The 18718-nt window shown below is 34.5% G+C and carries 12 protein-coding genes; 4 read left to right on the forward strand and 8 right to left on the reverse strand.

Annotation, left to right across the window (positions count from 1 at the left end; genetic code table 11):
• Window positions 1-127: 127 nt before the first annotated feature.
• The 3 genes from ACFFLS_RS19290 (at window position 128) to ACFFLS_RS19300 (ending at window position 5905) form a co-directional block, all read left to right on the forward strand.
• Complete coding sequence (locus tag ACFFLS_RS19290; RefSeq protein WP_379682486.1) at window positions 128-3304, forward strand: SusC/RagA family TonB-linked outer membrane protein; 3177 nt, start codon at window positions 128-130, stop codon at window positions 3302-3304.
• A gap of 12 nt (window positions 3305-3316) precedes the next feature.
• Complete coding sequence (locus ACFFLS_RS19295) at window positions 3317-4741, forward strand: SusD/RagB family nutrient-binding outer membrane lipoprotein (protein ID WP_379682485.1); 1425 nt, start codon at window positions 3317-3319, stop codon at window positions 4739-4741.
• A gap of 180 nt (window positions 4742-4921) precedes the next feature.
• Window positions 4922-5905 (forward strand): YheT family hydrolase, encoded by a 984-nt coding sequence (locus tag ACFFLS_RS19300; protein WP_379682484.1) that lies wholly within the window; start codon window positions 4922-4924, stop codon window positions 5903-5905.
• A gap of 81 nt (window positions 5906-5986) precedes the next feature.
• Here the strand turns inward: ACFFLS_RS19300 and ACFFLS_RS19305 are convergent, their stop codons facing one another.
• The 8 genes from ACFFLS_RS19305 to ACFFLS_RS19340 form a co-directional block, all read right to left on the reverse strand.
• Window positions 5987-6667, reverse strand: coding sequence for a glycoside hydrolase family 78 protein (locus ACFFLS_RS19305; RefSeq protein ID WP_379682483.1), 681 nt, complete (start codon window positions 6665-6667; stop codon window positions 5987-5989).
• 2 nt (window positions 6668-6669) lie between these two features.
• Window positions 6670-10806 (reverse strand): T9SS type A sorting domain-containing protein, encoded by a 4137-nt coding sequence (locus ACFFLS_RS19310; RefSeq protein WP_379682482.1) that lies wholly within the window; start codon window positions 10804-10806, stop codon window positions 6670-6672.
• Window positions 10807-10940: 134 nt separating this feature from the next.
• A complete protein-coding gene (locus tag ACFFLS_RS19315; protein ID WP_379682481.1) occupies window positions 10941-13061 on the reverse strand; it encodes a cation:proton antiporter in 2121 nt (706 codons plus the stop codon).
• Window positions 13062-13064: 3 nt separating this feature from the next.
• Window positions 13065-13637 carry a hypothetical protein gene (locus tag ACFFLS_RS19320; protein WP_379682480.1) on the reverse strand — a complete coding sequence of 191 codons (573 nt, stop codon included), beginning with the start codon at window positions 13635-13637 and terminating at the stop codon, window positions 13065-13067.
• 95 nt (window positions 13638-13732) lie between these two features.
• Window positions 13733-14686 carry a hypothetical protein gene (locus ACFFLS_RS19325; RefSeq protein WP_379682479.1) on the reverse strand — a complete coding sequence of 318 codons (954 nt, stop codon included), beginning with the start codon at window positions 14684-14686 and terminating at the stop codon, window positions 13733-13735.
• 115 nt (window positions 14687-14801) lie between these two features.
• The gene (locus tag ACFFLS_RS19330; RefSeq protein ID WP_379682478.1) at window positions 14802-15029 is read right to left on the reverse strand and encodes a hypothetical protein; all 228 of its coding nucleotides are present in this window, start codon (window positions 15027-15029) and stop codon (window positions 14802-14804) included.
• Between the two features lie 26 nt (window positions 15030-15055).
• Window positions 15056-15520, reverse strand: a complete 465-nt coding sequence (locus tag ACFFLS_RS19335; RefSeq protein WP_379682477.1) for a hypothetical protein — start codon at window positions 15518-15520, stop codon at window positions 15056-15058.
• 132 nt (window positions 15521-15652) lie between these two features.
• The gene (locus ACFFLS_RS19340; protein WP_379682476.1) at window positions 15653-17362 is read right to left on the reverse strand and encodes a tetratricopeptide repeat protein; all 1710 of its coding nucleotides are present in this window, start codon (window positions 17360-17362) and stop codon (window positions 15653-15655) included.
• 482 nt (window positions 17363-17844) lie between these two features.
• On the opposite strand from ACFFLS_RS19340, the gene ACFFLS_RS19345 reads away from it, so the two are divergent.
• On the forward strand, window positions 17845-18708 hold the full coding sequence (locus tag ACFFLS_RS19345; protein WP_379682475.1) for a tail fiber protein: 864 nt from the start codon (window positions 17845-17847) through the stop codon (window positions 18706-18708).
• The last annotated feature ends 10 nt before the right edge of the window (window positions 18709-18718 follow it).

Consider the following 18718-nt stretch of genomic DNA (forward strand, 5'->3'; position numbering starts at 1 on the left):
AAACTATGCACCATTGCTGTAGTCGCAGAAATGGTTAAGATTAAATAAATTATACCTATTTAAAAGGAAAGCAAAAGGAGTAAAATCCGTTGAATGTTTGCCTTATTTATTAAATTAAAATAAACTAATGAAAAGAATATTAAACAAATATATTGGGTTATGTATTTTATTGATTTCCATCGGTGCAACAGCTCAGGAAACCAAACCATTGATCCAGTCAAAAATAGGAGGAACAGTTATAGATGCCGTTACAAAAGAACCTATTATTGGAGCATCGATAGTGATTAAAGGCACTACGCATGGTGTTCAAACCGATTTTGATGGTAAATTCTATTTCCAAACCGGCCAAAAACTTCCTTACACCGTAATAGTAAGTTATTTGGGGTACAAAAAGAGGGAATTTGTAATTAATGAAAATTCAGTGGTTATTGATCTTACAGAAGAACAAAATCAATTATCAGAAGTAGTCGTTACGGCACTGGGGATTTCAAAAGAAAAGAAATCTTTAGGATATGCAACTCAGGCACTTAAAAACAAAGACATTGCAGAGACAAAAGAAACCAACTTCTTAAACAGTCTTAGCGGAAAATTAGCAGGAGTTCGTATTACAAACTCTCAGGGAGATATGGGATCTTCTCGTATTATCATTCGTGGCGAAACTTCTATCGCAGGAAACAACCAACCTTTGTTTGTAGTAGATGGAGTTCCTGTAGATAACTCACAATTAGGAGGTGTTGGAGGAACAACTCGTGATTTTAAAAATGCTATAGCCGATTTAAATCCAAACGATATTGAAACATTAACCGTATTGAAAGGTCCTAACGCGGCAGCACTTTACGGATCACGTGCGGCACATGGTGTAGTTTTGATTACGACAAAATCAGGAAAAAGCCAGAAAGGTTTGGGAATTACTGTAAATTCAGGAATCACGATTTCTCAGGTTGCGACTTTACCGAGTTTCCAAAATTCATACGGACAAGGTTCAAACGGAAGATTTAGCTTTGTTGACGGAAAAGGAGGCGGTGTAAATGATGGTGTTGATGAAAGCTGGGGGCCAAGATTGGACGGACGTCTTATTCCGCAATTCTTCTCAAATGGTGAGGCAGTTCCTTTTGTAGCACATCCAAATAACGTGAAAGACTTTTTCAATACTGGCGTTACGTATGACAATAGTGTCTCTATAGCAAGATCAGATGATAAATCAGATTTCCGTTTAGGAGTAAACAATCAAAAACAATTGGGAACAGTGCCCAATAGTGAAGTAAACAAAACCAACTTTACCATTAACACGAATTACCAAATTTCAAAAAGCATAAAAGTTGGAGTTACAGGTAATTATATTACAACTAATGCTCCAGCGTTGCCAGGTGGACCACAAGGGAATCGTGCTGCAGGTGTAATGCTTCAGTTTTTATGGTTCGGTCGTCAGGTTGATATTAATGAACTTCAAAATAACAGAGACGTGAACTGGAACAACAGTTATTACAGCAATCCTTACTGGAATGCCTATTACAATACCACAAGCCAGCAGCGCAACCGTTTTATTGGAGATGTGCATTTGGATGCTACATTGGCTGATGGACTTAATTTCAGATTCCGTACAGGAGTTGATTATTACAATGACAGAAGAAAATATACAATCAAATATGGTACAAACGGAACGCCTTTCGGATCATACGCTGAAGATGCTTACACTGTAAACGAACAAAACACAGAAGGTATTTTTACTTATACTAAAAAACTGAATGACGATTTTACTGTAGATGCTCTTGCAGGATTTAATATTCGTAACCACAGCGATGCGAACAATTATCAAAAAGCGCCACGTTTGGCAGTACCGGATTTGTATACTTTGACCAATTCAAGAGATCCGTTGACATCATCAAATACATTATCAAGATTGAGAGTGTATAGTGCTTATGCTTCTGCACAATTAGGATATAAAAATTATGCTTATTTGAATTTAACAGCTCGTAACGATTGGTCTTCAACATTACCAAGCAGCAACCGTTCTTATTTTTATCCTTCTATTAATGGAAGTTTAGTTTTATCTGAAGCCTTAAACTTGAAAAGCAATACATTGGATTTCTTAAAAGTACGCGGTGGATGGTCTGAAGTTGGAAATGATGCAGATCCATATCAATTATCAACAATTTATAATTTCCAGACAGCATTTGACGGAAATCCAATTCAGACTTCTTCACAAAAGAAACTAAATGAGAATTTAAAACCGGAAACGACACGTTCAACAGAGATTGGTTTAGAGGCTACTTTCTGGAAAAATAGATTGCATTTTGATGTTGCTTATTACAATACAAACAGTTTCGACCAGATTTTGGAAATCAAAACTACAGCGTCAAGCGGATACAATTCACAGTTAATCAACGCCGGAAAAGTAAACAACAGAGGTTTAGAGATTCAATTAGACGGAAGTCCGATCCAGACTGAAAACTTCAAATGGAACATAGGAGCAAATTATTCAAGAAACATAAGTAAAGTAGAGATTTTGGATTATGCAAAACAGATTCAAAACTATACAATTGGTACTTCAGGAGGAGTTGAAGTTTTAGCATCTGTAGGACAAGCTTACGGAGCACTTTACGGAACAGCTTATTTACGTGATGCTAATGGTAATATTGTAGTAGGAGCAAACGGATTGCCAAAAGCAGACCCAACGAAGCGAGTTTTAGGACATTATACTCCGGATTATTTGGCTGGTGTTACGAATACTTTGACATACAAAAATCTTGAATTATCGTTCCTTGTTGACGCAAGTGTTGGAGGAGAAATTTTCTCAGGAACAAACAGAACAGGAACTTATACAGGAGTATTGGCTTCAACGCTTCCGGGACGTGGTGCTGAAAATGGTGGTTTAAGCTATTATTTAAATGGTACTACAAAAACTTTGGTAAACGGAACAGCTCCAGGTGGCGCAACAGTTTATGATGACGGTATGATTTTTAACGGAGTATACGAAAATGGAACTCCAAACACGACAGTATTGAGTGCACAGGAATATTACAAAGCATCATACAACATTAGCGAAGCTTACATTTACAGCTCAACTTTTGTAAAAATGAGAGAAATTAAACTGGCTTACAATTTCAATAAGGCATTTGCTAGAAAACTGGGATTAGAAGGAGCAAGTATTACTGCTGTTGGTCGTAACTTATTCTTTATCTATAAAGATGCACCGAATATTGATCCTGAAACGGCTTTCAATACTGGAAATGGGCAAGGTTTGGAAAGTTTGTCTTTACCAACAACTAGAAATTTCAGTCTTAATGTTAATCTTAAATTCTAAAAACAAGAAATCATGCTAAAAAAGCTATCATATATAATCTTATTTGGATTGACACTGACTTCGTGCAGTGATACTTTGGATGGTATCAATAAAAATCCAAACGCGACAGAAACCCCATTAGCGCCTTACTTATTGACCGGAACTCTAAAACAAGGAGCTGACTTATACTGGGGCTCATTCAATAACTTCGATTCGTCTTTACTATTTGTACAGCATTGGGCTAAAATACAATATACGGAACCAGATAGATACGATGTTTCGAATACGTCATTGGTTTCTTTATGGAATACAGGTTATGCAACCTTAATTACAGATTTGAATACGATTATTAATTTTCCAGATGCTCAGGCAAATTCAAATTACAAAGGAATTGCTTTAGCGCTTCGTTCCTGGACATTTTTATTGTTGACAGATGCTTATGGAAGTATTCCGTATAAAGAAGCAGGTCAGAAAGTGACTCCAGCCTATAATACACAGAAAGAAGTATACACAGGTTTATTAGAAGATTTAGCAAAAGCTCAGTCTTTATTAGGTAACACGAATGGAACTGTGACAGGCGATTTAGTTTACAAAGGAGAAATTGCAAAATGGAAAAGATTTGTGAATTCGCTTCGTTTGAGAATTGCATTACGAATTTCGGATAGAGAACCTGCTTTGGCTAAACAAGCGGCTATCGATGCAACTAGTGATGCAGTAGGAGTTTTAAGCAGTAATAACGATACTTTTAAGTTCACTTATATTGCTTCGCCTCAGCAAAATCCAGCTTCGGCTTGGTTTGAGACTCGTGATGATTACCGTATTTCTAAAACGATGGTAGATAAATTAAAACAATTATCAGATCCACGTTTACCGGTTTATGCACAGTTGCCATCAGATGCAAGTGTTGGAACTTACGTAGGAGGAGCCAACGGCTTATCAAACAGTGATGCAAACAACCAGGGTTTTGCCAAAACATCTAAACCAGGAACTTATTTCTTAACGTCAACATCGCCAGCTGTAATTTATTCTTATTCTGAAGTTTTATTTAATCTTGCAGAAGCTGTCGCTCGTGGATATATTTCTGGAGATGCTGAAACGCTTTATAAAAATGCGATTACGGCATCATTCAACCAATTTGGAATTACAGATGCTACCGTAATCTCTAATTATTTAAATCAGGCAACTGTACAATATGATGCATCAAATTATGCAAAATCTATTGGCACACAAAAATGGATTGCATTCTTTGGACAAGGTCTTGATGCTTTTACAGAATGGAGAAGACTAGATTTTCCAGTTTTGACAGCTGGACCCAATACTGTTTTAGACGGACAGATTCCTTCTCGTTTCTTCTATCCAGGTACAGAACAGTCTTTAAACGGAAATAGTTATCAGGCAGCAGTGGCCTCTCAAGGAAAAGATTTGTTGACTACAAAATTGTGGTTTGATGTGAAATAACCAATATTTTGTAAAACAGTAATATAAGTTATTTTTTTTTTGTTTAAATGACGCCTGCAGTCTTTGCCGGCGTCATTTTTTATTTGATATATGCAAAAAAGCAAAAATAAAAATGACAGTTTTAAGCTGCATATTAATTGATTTCTTAGCTTTGTAGTAAGCACCATAAAACTTTTTATTATGCCAATAATTGAACAATCAGAATATAATTTTCCTTCTATTATTCATCGCAACCGGCACATTTCTACGATCTATGCTGCTTTGATTAAAAAATTTGATGTTCCAGGATATACGAGAGAGAAGCATGAATTAAGCGACGGAGATTTTATCAACATCGATTTTATTATAAAAGACTCCAAAAAAGCGGTCATTTTATGTCATGGTTTGGAAGGAGATTCTCGAAGAACTTACAATAACAGTTGTGCGTCTTATTTTGAACAGAAAGGATTTTCGGTTTTTGCATGGAACAACCGTACGTGCGGAGGCGAGATGAACCGTCTTCCGCGACTTTATCATCATGGAGCAGTTGATGATTTGGATGAGGTAGTTCAGTTTGTCCTTCGAAAAGGATTCGAAGATGTTTACCTTATCGGATATTCAATGGGTGGCGTTCAGTTGCTGAATTATTTAGGATGGACAAAAGTCGATGAACGCATTAAAGCTGCCGTTTCGATTTCTGTGCCAACTCATATCGCGACTAGTGCAGAAGTGCTGAAAAAAGGCTTTAACAGAGTATATCTAAAGAATTTCACAATTGACATTAAAAGAAAACTGAAATACAAAGCGGCTCAGTTTCCTGATTTTGTAAACCGCGATCAGATTGACAAAATTTCTTCTTTTGATGAAGTCGATCAGTATTTTACGGCGCCACTTCATGGATATGCAAGCCGGGATGATTACTATCAACAAGTTTCTCCCGAATTTTCATTAAAAGATATCACAGTTCCTGTTTTGATCATTAATTCGCTGGATGATCCTTTTTTAGGTGAAAGATGTTATCCTAGAGCTATCGCGAAAGACAGCGCATACGTTTATCTCGAAACACCAAAATACGGAGGACATTGCGCTTTTCCACTTCGGAATTCAACCTATTCTTATGCCGAGAAAAGAGCTTACACATTTTTTGAATCTTGTAAATCAGAAACATTTACAGCAATGTTGTAATAGTTTATCTTCGAAAATAAAGATAAAAAAAAGCCATTTTTGTAATTAAAAATGGCTTTTTTATGTTCAGATTTTGAGTGTTTAATTGGTTTTGAATTTCCAGACTTGGCCGACTGTTTCACCGCCATTATTATCTTTTACTACAACTTTCCAATAATACTCTTTTGCAGCTTGTATAGTTACAGATGTACTGCGTGAATATGTATTTTCTCTCACTTTTGTCACTGGCGGATTTACAGTTCCAAAATAGACATCATAACTAAGCTGGTCATAAGTATCGGCATCCTCGGCATTCCATCTTAAAGAAACTGATGTAGTACTTTGGAAGGAGTTTGAAGCCGGCGCTACTAATTCTGGTAAAAAAGGAAGATGATTGATAACGGCTTCTCCCGTTGTATAGAATTTATAAACTTTCGAGTATTCGCTAGAAAGCCCTCCAGTGTCTGTTGCTTTAATTCTCCAGTAATAAGCCGTGTTTTTATCTAATTCTATGGTTTGTGAATTTAACGCGCTTTCAATAGTCTGAACTGTTTTTGTAAATTGATTGTCGCTTGCGATTTCAATCAAATAAACAATTTCGTCGTTGTTTTTATCGGTAGATTTTTTCCATTCAAAAACGACATTATTGTCAGTACAGAGTTTGTTATCGGCCGGTGTTGTTAATTCTGGAATTGATGGCGCTTCGGCTTTAACTTCCGAGTCAGAGTCATCTCCACAAGAAATAAACAGAACGGCGATGGATAGATATATAAATTTCTTCATTTTTATTTTTTTATGATTTTGATATTCTTAACAGAGCCTAAATGAATTTTGGCAATATAAATTCCGCTTGGCTGATTTTCGAGCGTTAACTGAACCGTTCCGTTTTCTAAACTGTATTTTTTGTTTGAAACTGTTCGTCCGTCTAAAGCGATGATTTCGATAACAACTTCTTTTTTGGAAGCAGGCAAGTCTATTTCAAAAATTCCAGAAGTAGGATTCGGATACGCTGCCACAACTAAATCTAGACCATAAATATCTTCTGTGTAACTTCCTTCACAAGCTTTTGCTGTTTTTACCTCCAACAAACTGCCATTTTTTGCTGTTAGAGAAAAGCTTGAATCATTGGTTTGAAATTGTTCGACTCCATCCACAAAAACAGTGTAAGGAGCTGTCCCGTCTGTAATTTCAACATTTACCTTTTTAGATGAAATATTAGATTTTCCAGTTACAGCAGTTCCTTTTGGAATTACGAGATTAAAGCTTTGTTCAAAAATTTCGCCTGTTACAGTAATCGTTACGGTATAATTTCCTGGAGCCAGTCCTGTGATGTTTAAAGTGTTATTGATAAACGTTTTAGATTGTCCGTTTATGCTTGCAATGTAGGCTAATGTTTCTAACGCTTTTATGTTTATTTCACCGTTATTTTGCCCAAGACAAGATTCTCCCTTAGTCTGAACAGTAAAATTGTTTGCAGGAAGACTTAATCCACAACTGATATTGTATGACGTCGATACGTCTTTTGCGGTAATCCAGTTGGTATCTGAATAGGCTTTATCATCAACTCTGATACAGCTCAAATTTGGATTGGAAGTAAAATTAATTGCAGCGATAATAAAGTTCTTATTGTTTCCGTTTTTTAAATTCAGACTTTCTAATACATTAAACGAACAATTTAAATCAATCAGGCTTTTGTTTTCACTAACATTTAAAGAAGTCAACTGGTTCGAATTACACATTACCTGAATCAAGGCTTTGTTCTTGGTTAAATCTATCGTTTTTACTTTATTGGTGCTAAAATCCAAATTGGTTAAATCCGTATTCTTGCTTACATCCAAACCGGTCAGTAGATTAGAAGATGCCTTAAGTTTAGTTAAAGACACATTGGCGCTAACATCTAGCTGCGTTAATTGGTTCTCGCTGCAGTTTAAAGAAGTCAGCATTGTATTCTTGCTCACATCCAATGTCTTTAATTTATTTTTACCGCATTCTAAAGTAGTTAGGGCGGTAAAGCCTTGTATTCCTGATAAATTTGTAATTGAAGTGTTCGAAACATCCAAAGTCGTAATTTTTTGAATGCTCGAATTTAGAACAATCCCGTTTTTACCATCGGTATCGATTCCAAGCGCAATTAGTTTATCCTCAAACAAAGAATCGTATATTCCTGTGACATCTGAACATCCTAAATTTGTAAAATAAGCATTAGCATCCTTAGAACTTCTCCATCTATTATAAGAATAAACAGGGTCATCGACAATAATACAAGAAAGATCTGGATTTCCAATAAAATTATGAAACGAGAGCAGATTGTTTTTGCCGTTTTTCAAATTCAAACTCGTAAGTTTATTATTGCTGCAGTAAAAGCTGTTTAGTTGTGTGGTTTTACTTAGATCCAGACTTGTTAATTGATTGTTCTGGCATCTTAATTCTTTTATTTCTGGATTTACCTCCAATTTAGTGAGGGCGTTATTGCTGATATATAACGTTTCTAATAATGGGTTTTTACTGATATCCAAAGAAGTAATTTGATTGTTTTGCAAAGTAACATAATCCAGCTTTTTATTTTTGCTGAGGTCTATTTTAGTGATTTCGTTGTCAGTACATGTTAGGCTTGTTAATTCAGTAAAATCTTCAATACCAGTTAAATCCTTGATTGAGCTAGAAGAAATTGCTAAATATTTTACTGAGCTAATATTCGAAGTCAGTACTCTTCCGTCTTTTACATCATCCAATTCTAGAGAAATTAGTTTTGCTTCAAAGTTTTCATCAGGAATAAGCGTATAATTTCTGCAGTCTAAACTAAAATCGGCTTTAACGTCTTTGGTTGTTGTCCACTTTTTAGCGGCAGCAATATCGGCAACCATAATACAGGTTAGCGTTGCGTTGTTTGAACAATTTAAAGTAGTTAAGGCATTATTTTTTGAAAGATCAATAGTAGTCAATGCATTGTTCGAAACGTTTAAGGTTTTTAATGCCATAAATCCTTCTAATCCACGAACGTCGGTAAGCGTACTATTTGAGATATCTAATGTTGTAATGGTGTTAATACTCGAATTTAAAACGAATCCGTTTTTTCCATCAGTATCGATGCCAAGTGCAATAAGCTTGTCCTCAAACGCATTGTTCGGAATTTGGGTTGTCATCGAGCATTCAGTAGCAGTGAAATAATTATGAGCTTGCTTTTTTTCTGACCAGTTTGCATTGGCATAGGTTACATCATCAACACTCACACATCCCAAGAAAGGGTTTTCAGAAAAATCTAAAGTGTTTAATTTGTTGTTATTGCCGTTTTTTAGGTTTAGAGTAGTCAATTTGTTTCTCATAAAGTAGAAACTAGAAAGTTTCACAACTTTGCTTAAATCTAAATTTTCCAATTTATTGTTTTGGCAATCTAGACTGTATAATTTGATGTTTTTGCCTAAATCTAAATTTTTTAACTGATTATAGCTACAATAAAGATTAGTCAACTCGATGTTTTTGGTTAAATCGAGAACTTTAAGCAGATTTGATTTGCAATCTAAATTTCTCAATTCTGTATTATTGCTTAATTCTAAAGTTGTGATCTGGTTATTGTTACATCTTAGATTGGTCAGTGCTGTGTTTTTGCTTACATCTAAGTGAGTTAATTCATTACTATCACATTCCAAACTTGTTAATGCTGTAAAATCCTGAATTCCTGTTAAGTCTTTGATACCGATACGCGACAAGTATATTGATTTCAATTTGTTTATTTTTGAAGTCAGTACTTTTCCATCTACGACATCGTCTAATTTTTGTTTTACTAATTCGCCTTCAAATTTGGCATCAGGAATTAAGGTGTAAACATTACAATCTAAACTAAAATTTGCTGTAGCGTCTTTTTTTACTGTCCAATTAGTCGATGCCTGTGCAATATTAACAACCTGAATACAAGAAAGAGCGGTATTGCCTGTACAGTCTAAAGTTGTAAAAGAATTAGCCTTAGAAAGATTGATGCTTTTTATTAGGTTGTTCGAACAATTTAAAGAGACTAAAGCTGTAAATCCTTCAAGTCCTGTCAGATCCGTGATGGAACTGTTAGCAACATTTAATGTTGTTACAGAAGCAATGCTTGAATTTAATACAACTCCGTTTTTACCATCGGTATCGATTCCAAGGGCAATTAGTTTATCTTCAAACGTAGCATCAGGAATGGCTGTGATAAGCGAACAATCATATGGCGTAAACAATGGGTATGTTTCGTTCTGATTATTCCATTTAGATTTTATATAAGCTACATCGTCAACAATGACGCAAGAAAGGTCTCTATTGTAAGCGAAATTCAAGTTGGTCAAAATGGTATTTTTACCATTTTTAAGGTTTAGTTTAGTGAGCGAATTATAATCACATCTAAGATACGTTAAAGCAACATTTTTACTGACGTCGAGACTAGTTAGTTTATTATTCCAGCATTCCAAATATGTCAAAGCCGTATTATTACTCACATCTAAATTGGCAAGTTGATTATTATAAACTGTAACACTAGTTAAGGCCGTATTTTTGCTTAAATCGAGTGAAGTGATTTTATTAACGCATAAACTCAGGTTTTTTAAAGCTGTGTTTTTTGTCACATCCAAAGCCGTCAATTGGTTGTTGTCGCAATTGAGACTGGTCAGAGCTGTATTTTTACTGAAATCTACAGCGGTTAGAAAGTTAGAATCACAACGCAGATCAGTCAAAGCAATAAAATCTTGAATTCCAGTTAAATTTTTAATAGAACTGCTTCTAAGATTTAATAATTTAAGCGTATTGATTTTTGACGTCAATACTCTTCCGTCGGCAACATCATCAATTCCTAAACTGATCAGTTTGGCTTCAAAATAGGTGTCGGGAATACTCGTATATTGCGCAAAAGCATTCAATCCTGTAAACAGGAGTATGAGTAAAAGCAATTTATTTTTCATAAATGATTGATTTGTTTAAAGCTCCGCAATTTTACAATTTATCGGATTTTTAGAAATCATCATTTATAGTGATTTTTACGCTGGAAAGTAACTTGAGATTTTTATATAAAAATCTTTATTTGAATGTTTTAAAATCATTTAAAAACTTTGCTGATAATTTTTCCAATTTCAACAAAATCATCATGATTGCTTACTGAACGTTTTTCTATTTCGGTTTCATTTACCGCGGTGTAAGGATAAATCAACAGATAATTATTGGAGCTGAAATTAGCATTAAGCAATTCCGGAACTTCTCTCATTTGATTAAAATAAGATTTCATTCCTCTGTCTGCCATTAAGATAACGAGTCCCTCGTTACTGCTGATAGACATTGCGGCTTGTTCTGCTTCTCGCCATGAATTAATAACATTGAAATGCGCTTCAATAGGGTCTTTTTTGACAATGCGTTCCAAAATCTTTATGGTATTTGCAGTTGCATAGAAAAACATTTCTGCGCCTGAATTTTTACTGATATTCCATACTCTGAGCAATGAATGGAAAAAACCAGGTTCTTTTTCGGCATCAGAAGGAATAAGGACTGTATAGCTTTTTACAGTAGCGATTGGTTGTGCCGCATGATAAATGATTACATTGCTCTTTTTATTTTGCAGATAACCCTTATGAAGGTTGTAGATAAAAGAAGGAGAAAAGCCTTTTTCATTTTCCAATCCAATAACAAGATCTGAGATGTTTTGTTCTTTAATAACATTGCTAATTCCTTTTACCACATCATTATCATGTCTTATAATCGGTATGATTTTGCTGTCTGCGGCGGCTCCCATTTTTACGGCAGAATCCAAGAGCATTTCTGCATTTTTAGAAGAAGATTCATTTATTTCTTCATTAATGACGTTAACCGCTGCAATATCAGATCCGCTGGTTTTAGTTTTGATAAGAAGTCCGAGATTGACCATTTTCTCGACCGTATTTTCATTGCTCAGTGTCAATAGGATGCGATTGTTTTCTTCGCTTTCTCCAGATACGGTATTTTCTTTTTCTTTTTCTGCTATTTTTTGAGCAGAAGCCATCGATATAAACGAAGAGATGGTACACGAAATCAGAATCAGTAATATACTGCCGTTAAGCACGTGTTCATTCAATAATCGGACAGGTTCTCCAGCTTCATTTTCGCTAAGGATTATATTGTATCCCACCATGACAGAAGCAAGCGTTGCGGCTGCAGACGCCGCGCTCATTCCAAATATTATTCGACCTTCTTCTTTCGTAAATTTAAAAGTTTTTTGAGTAGCAATTGCTGCCAGATATTTACCGCCAATAGAAGCAATCAGCATGATAGAAGCAACGCCGAGTGTTTCATAGCTTTTAAAGAATGCCTTAAAATCAATCAGCATTCCAACGCTAATCAGAAAGAAAGGTATAAAAATGGCATTACCAACAAATTCAACCCTGTTCATCAGAGAAGAGGTATGCGGAATCAGTTTATTGAGTGCCAAACCAGCAAAAAAAGCGCCAATAATAGCTTCGACTCCGGCAAGTTCTGCAAGTAAAGAAGCCATATAAATCATTACCAGTACAAAAATGTATTGCGAAATTTTGTCTTGCACATTTTTAAAAAACCATCGTCCTATAATTGGAAAAACAATCAAAACAATCAAAACGAAAAGAATCATTGACACAGAAAGTTTTACCCAAAAAGCTGTTCCTACTTCTCCCTGCGACATACCCACAACTACTGCCAAAACGAGCAGAGAAAGCACATCGGTAATCATGGTTCCTCCAACCGTTATATTTACAGCCAGATTACGCGATATACCGAGCGAACTTATCATCGGGTAGACGATAAGGGTATGCGATGAAAAAAGACTCGCAAAAAGCACCGAGCTCAGAATGCTGAATCCTAGAATATAATAACCGCCCACAAGACCTAAAATAAACGGAACTGCAAAAGTGTATATCGAAAAAGTAATGCTTTTCCATTTATTCTTTTTAAAGTCACTCATATTAATTTCTAGCCCTGCCAGGAACATAATATAAAGCAATCCTGTAGTTCCCGTTACTACAATACTGCTGTCTCGTGATAAAATATTAAAGCCATTTGGCCCAACTACCGCGCCTGCAATTAAGAGTCCCAAAAGATGCGGCACTTTTATTTTATTGAGTAAAAGCGGTATGCAGAGAATGATGATAAGTTCAAGAAGAAACTTTAACAAAGGGTCTTCAAGAGGAAACGTAATATGTTGTATGCTTAGAAACATGGTTTATTTTTTTGGAGCAGAAGAAAGTTCGATTGAAAATTTTACAAGACAGCCGTCTCGACCTGTGATGGTTTGTGTGCCTTTAATTACTTTCTTATTGAAATTATCCAAAACAGCATTGATTTTAACGTTTCCAGAATTCAGGCTGTCTGCTATAAAGCTCAACTCTGCCTTGTCAGAAATATAGTCGGCTCGCAAAATTCGTTTCAACTGGTTGTTGTCCAGAATTTTTACTAGAGCACCAAGACTGTCATTTTCAAAAATCCATTTTTCGGTGCGCTGGTCGCCAATTACATAGGTGCTGCAAGAAGATTCTCTGCAAATCAATCTTCCGTTCCAGCTTCCTTTCAGACTGTCTGGCCAGACTCTTGAATAAGAAGTGTCAGATTTTATTGAATCTTCCAACAGTACGCTGTCGCGAAATTTAAGCAGGTTTTTATAGTCTTCTTCTTTTGCCGAAAATTCTTTTTCCCTAAAAAGAAGCTGTTTTTCTCGGGCTTCTAAGTCCTTTTCTTTTCGACCGCAGGACATCAGCAGTAATATAGTTAAAAGTAGTATAGTTCTCAAAACAGACATAATAATTGATTTATACCTCAAGTTATTAAAATAAGATGACCCCTGAAAGAATTAGTAAGTTTTTTTAAGGTTTTAAATATTTTTGAGAAGCTTTTTTAATTTTTAAGTTCAGCTCTAGAGGCAATTAAACGGAAAAGAGGTTCGTATTTTTTTAATTGAAATTCGAGATCCTCATCTGGTTCGGCTGGACCGATACTTCCTTGGAGACAATACAATTTTTGATCTTGAACGAGCATAAATTGCAGCATTCTAATTTTCATATTTTCATTTTGATAAGTTAATGACTCCTCAACTTCTATCATAAAGGCAGGCATGTCATCAATTGTCATGGCTTCAGTACGAATTACATTCGTTTCTGGAGGAAACAAAGATGAAATTGATTTTTCTGTCAGCTTAATGTTGTGCAGTTCTTTAGGCAAATCATACACTACAATGAGTATTTTTTCATTTCCATTACCAAAATAGCTTGTAAATTGCTGAATTGTTTCGGGCATTTCAGCTTCTTCGGCAAGCCAGCTTTTTGGGATTGGGATTTTTAAAGAAATCTCCTCTGCTTTAGGATGGTTTTTAGTAGAAAAAAAATCTACATGACCGTCAGTAATTTCCTGATGCGGGGCGTCATGATATTTGAACGATAAAATTCCTTTTGATACCGATTCATTATTGATGTAATTGGATCTTTCCTTTACTTTTAAAAGAAAATCGTGTGCATATTTTTCTTTCTCGATCGGATGTAAAAATTGCAGCTGTAAAAGAGAGTCGATACGATTGTGCAGCGAATCTAACTCATTGCTGCTAAGTTCTTGTTTTAAGAACTGCGTAATATTATTTTCGGCTTGCCCAAAAACAGTTTTGAGATTTTTTTCTATAGCTGTAACATGGGGCTGTAATTGCGGAAACTGCACAGCAACTTTCTGAAGAGCCGTATTTTGCCCTTTAAGAAATGCATAAGTCTCAATAGCAAACGTAACTTTTGGGTCGTTAATTTCTTCCTGTGAAAAGCACAGAATCGGAAATAGGAGATATAAAAACGGTGCAATTCTTTTCATTTTGTCGTGATGTAAAAAATTTCTTCAAAATTGTTAATTAAGAATAGTTGTATTTTACAAGATTCGCCCTCAAGGTTACACAATTTCCATTCGCCGAAAAAAGTACAAGAGAAGTTTATCTGATTTTCGAATCTATAAATTCGTTCAAAATAGTGTGAGTAGAACGTTCAATATCGCCTGCAATTAAATCTGGAGTGTTTAGCAGATAATTGTCTACAAATTCAAAAACAGCTTTTTCGGTTTCGTTAAATCTTTTTGCAGTGTCCTGTTCACCAGAAGCGTTATAGCTAAATTCAATAAAAGCCTTTAGTTCGGATTCGAATTGAAGTATTAAATCATTCATTTTAAATTAATAATTTAAGTTACAGTTTAATTGATGTTTATATTCTGAAGTTGTACTTCGAATTTTCCCCAATATGGATTTTCCGCCATTTGCGAATGTCCGATAACTAAAATATAAAAGCCTTTTTGCTTGATGTCTATTTTAAGATCCGATTCAAATGGATCATCTGAAGTTTTATCGGGAAAAATAATCTGATTAAAACGAATATTGGCTTTCTCTTCAGGTGTGATAATTTTTCCAATCAATTGGCTAGGATATTCATTAGAAAACTTGACGTATATTCTTGAATGAATGGAATCAATAGAACCTTCGGCTGTAAATTGATTGTTTTTATTTTTATATTTTAAAAATAGAGTATCGTTTATCTGAAGGTTTTCTTTCTTTATTTCCTTTACAGGATTCGAATCTGTGTGTACATCAGAAGTCTCCATTTTCTTTTGCTGGCAGGAAAAAGAAAAGATCAATATCAGAAGTATAAAAAAAGATTTCATGGTTGTATTTTAAGTAACGATAAGCCAAACTTACGTTAAAACTGCGCTAGAATCGTTACATAATATAATTTGAATTTTACAGCTTTTTGCTGACTGACAGCTTCTTCTGGTAAAGCATTCGTAGACTAAGAATTATTTATCTATGATTTCGAATAACAAATCATATCTTTCTCCTAATTTTTTCTTTAACCTTTGTTTGCTTTTTTTGATAGCATCGGTTGTAACACCCAATAAGCTAGATATTTCGTAATTATTAAGATTTAACTTTTGAAGCATTATTATTTTAAGATTCGACTCTTTTAATTCTGGAAAATTTTCCATTATGGTATTGTAAAAATCACCATGTTGTTTTATGAATTCTCTTTTAAAGGCATTCCAATTTTCATCGGTCATCAAGTGAGAGCTCAATACTTCCTGAAGTTTTACTTTTTCTTCTTCAGATTGTATCGAAGTAGAGCTCTTGATTTCTTCAAGCTCATTTTCTAAAATAGAAATCTGCTTGTTTTTGTTTTTCAGATATTCGGCATAAGTACTTATATCGGTGCTGGCATCGTTAAGCTTTTGTTCAAAAAGCAGCCTGTCATTTTGTAGTTTTAATCTTTTTTCCTTTAATTTTTTATTTAAAGAATAGTAGAGAACAAAACTTAAGGAAAGAGTTAAGATTACTATTATAATATAGATTTTCTTAGTTCTTTCTCCTTCTTCCAATTGTAACCGAATTTTTTCGGTATCATTTTCATATTTCTCTTTCTGGATAAGCCAATGAGACCTTTGCAATACAGTATTACCATTTGTATTGAGCAGATATTCCTCAATTTGCTTAAGCTGACGTCTCAATAATAATTCTTTTGAAAGATTTTTGCCGTTTAAAATGCTAAGTTTTAATTCGATTACCTCTTTTAATGAACTTCTGTAATACGATTTAGAACTTGCAATTTCTCCAGCTCTTTCTAGTATCTTTTCAGTTGTAGAAGTGTCTTTTAATTTTAAAAGAATTCGAGCCAATAAAATAGAGGCATACATTTCATTCTTCTCAATTTTAAATTTTTGTGAATACTGAATATCTTGTTTTAAAAAGCGGATAGCATCGTTTAGATTTCCTTTTTCTTCATAAACGAGCGCTTTATCGCCTAATATTTTGGCATATCTCACGCTGTCGCCTACTTGTAATGCAATGTCTTCAGATTGATCAAAATAATGAAGCGCATTTGACAAATCCTTATTTCTGAAATAACAGTTGCCGATTGCATTTAAAACACCCGCAGATTCCGAAGAGCTTTTTTGCATATACTGCATGGATTTTTTGTAATAGCTAATAGCAGAATCGTCTTCTACCGTAGACATGATCCATCCGAAGAATTTAAAAGTTTCGTGAGGGAAAATCATTTCCGAAGGATCAACCAGGTTGCTTTCATCCATTGTTTTGAGAACAATGGGTATCAGTCTATCAATCTGGCAATAGAAATATAAATATTTGGAATAATTTAGTTGAGTCCAGATAATAAAGGCAGAATCGTTTAGCTTTTTGGCCTCTTCAATAGATTTTAGATAATATTGCTCGCTTCGGCTATTTATCTTGTCGAAGAATGCAGAGTAGCCGTTTGCCAGCAACGCATTGTATAAAATTTGTGATTTTTTGGAAGAAGATTTTTTTAAAAAAGACAAACGTTTTTTGAGTTCAATCGTATCTTTTTTGCTATTATTTTCTTTACTGATAATAGTTTCGATATCCTTAAGTGAATCAACAGAAGAGATTGATGATTTTTGAGCGCGCAATTCTACAAAAAAAACAACGGCAGATAAAACAAAAAAGAATCTAATTTTTTTTGCGCAGGAAATCATTTGAATTTGGGGCTTTTAGAGGCTGCTAAACTATAAAAAATATATGTTTTGTTAAAAAAAGTTTTAACATATAACTAAATTATTTTTAGACTGGAGATTTGGAGGTTTAAATATAAAATTTTTCTTATATGATGAGGGATTTAAAAGGAATTCGAAAAAAACAGGATTTATTTTTCTTGTACGATATTTCTAATAAATAAAATTAAATGGATTGTTGTCGAATTTCGGGCTCTTGGAACTTTTAAATTTCAGTTTTGCAATGTTTAATAAATACCGATAAAAAAATGTGCTGCTTAAGTTTTTGAAAATTAAGTTTTTGGTTTTTTAGAATCTCTAATTTGTCCTCGTTTTGTCCCTCCTTATTATTTAGTTAATCATTTTTTTTGAAATAATTTCGGCGTTTGCTACAAGATGCGAAAGATCTTGATTACTCTGAATTATTAATTATTTAAATGATATCTATGAAAACAAAATTACTCTTAATGTTATGTCTTTTTTGTGCATCAATTTCAAATTATGCCCAAAGCTCAGCTTCTCAATCGGGAATAGCCGTGCAGGGTATCGCCAGAGATGGTAACAACACGGCTATAGTTAATCAGGATATTACTTTAACCTACACGCTTTATTACTTAAATAGTTCAAGCAACCCGGTGACTGTTTATACGACAGCTAAAGTTTTAAAAACAGATGCATTTGGTGTTTTTTCTGACGTAATAGACCCAACATCAGTAAGCAACAGTTTATTTGCGAATAATGCTGTTTACCTAAAAATAGAAAAAGGCTCTGATGTTATTTCTAATGAAAAACTACATCACGTACCATACGCTATTGCTGCTAACAATGGTGTTCCGACAGGTTCAATTATGCCATTTATTGGAACTGTTGCTCCAGATGGATGGGTACTTTGCAACGGAGCGGCTCTTCCTTCAACTGCTACAGCTTTGATTGCATTGCTTGGTAGTAATAACGCACCAAACCTACAGGGTATGTTTTTAAGAGGTACTGGCACAAATTCTCTGAATAATCAGGCTGGGCCAGCTTTAAAAACAACACAAAATGAAGAGCTGAAGAGCCACTTGCATGGAAAAGGTACATTAACTACCCAAACAGCTGGTGATCATAACCATGGTGATGGAAATTATGATAAACTTTTAAGTATTACTAGAGATAATACACTTAGTGCAAAAGATTATGATAATGAAGGAATTCAGCCAGATCTTGGTACTGTAAAACCATTGTTAAATGCAGGTAGTCACACTCATATAATTTCAGGAGAAACAGCTTCTACAGGAGGAAACGAGACTCGTCCTGTTAACTATGGTGTAAACTATATCATCAAATTATAAAGCTGTAATT

This window comes from Flavobacterium procerum (assembly GCF_042431625.1).
Classification (GTDB): domain Bacteria; phylum Bacteroidota; class Bacteroidia; order Flavobacteriales; family Flavobacteriaceae; genus Flavobacterium; species Flavobacterium procerum.

Coding starts and splice junctions, on each gene's coding strand:
- ACFFLS_RS19310 (WP_379682482.1), bottom strand. CDS start 10,806: ATGAAAAATAAATTGCTTTTACTCATACTCCTGTTTACAGGATTGAAT.
- ACFFLS_RS19345 (WP_379682475.1), top strand. CDS start 17,845: ATGTTATGTCTTTTTTGTGCATCAATTTCAAATTATGCCCAAAGCTCA.
- ACFFLS_RS19330 (WP_379682478.1), bottom strand. CDS start 15,029: ATGAATGATTTAATACTTCAATTCGAATCCGAACTAAAGGCTTTTATT.
- ACFFLS_RS19340 (WP_379682476.1), bottom strand. CDS start 17,362: ATGATTTCCTGCGCAAAAAAAATTAGATTCTTTTTTGTTTTATCTGCC.
- ACFFLS_RS19320 (WP_379682480.1), bottom strand. CDS start 13,637: ATGTCTGTTTTGAGAACTATACTACTTTTAACTATATTACTGCTGATG.
- ACFFLS_RS19295 (WP_379682485.1), top strand. CDS start 3,317: ATGCTAAAAAAGCTATCATATATAATCTTATTTGGATTGACACTGACT.
- ACFFLS_RS19290 (WP_379682486.1), top strand. CDS start 128: ATGAAAAGAATATTAAACAAATATATTGGGTTATGTATTTTATTGATT.
- ACFFLS_RS19325 (WP_379682479.1), bottom strand. CDS start 14,686: ATGAAAAGAATTGCACCGTTTTTATATCTCCTATTTCCGATTCTGTGC.
- ACFFLS_RS19335 (WP_379682477.1), bottom strand. CDS start 15,520: ATGAAATCTTTTTTTATACTTCTGATATTGATCTTTTCTTTTTCCTGC.
- ACFFLS_RS19300 (WP_379682484.1), top strand. CDS start 4,922: ATGCCAATAATTGAACAATCAGAATATAATTTTCCTTCTATTATTCAT.
- ACFFLS_RS19305 (WP_379682483.1), bottom strand. CDS start 6,667: ATGAAGAAATTTATATATCTATCCATCGCCGTTCTGTTTATTTCTTGT.
- ACFFLS_RS19315 (WP_379682481.1), bottom strand. CDS start 13,061: ATGTTTCTAAGCATACAACATATTACGTTTCCTCTTGAAGACCCTTTG.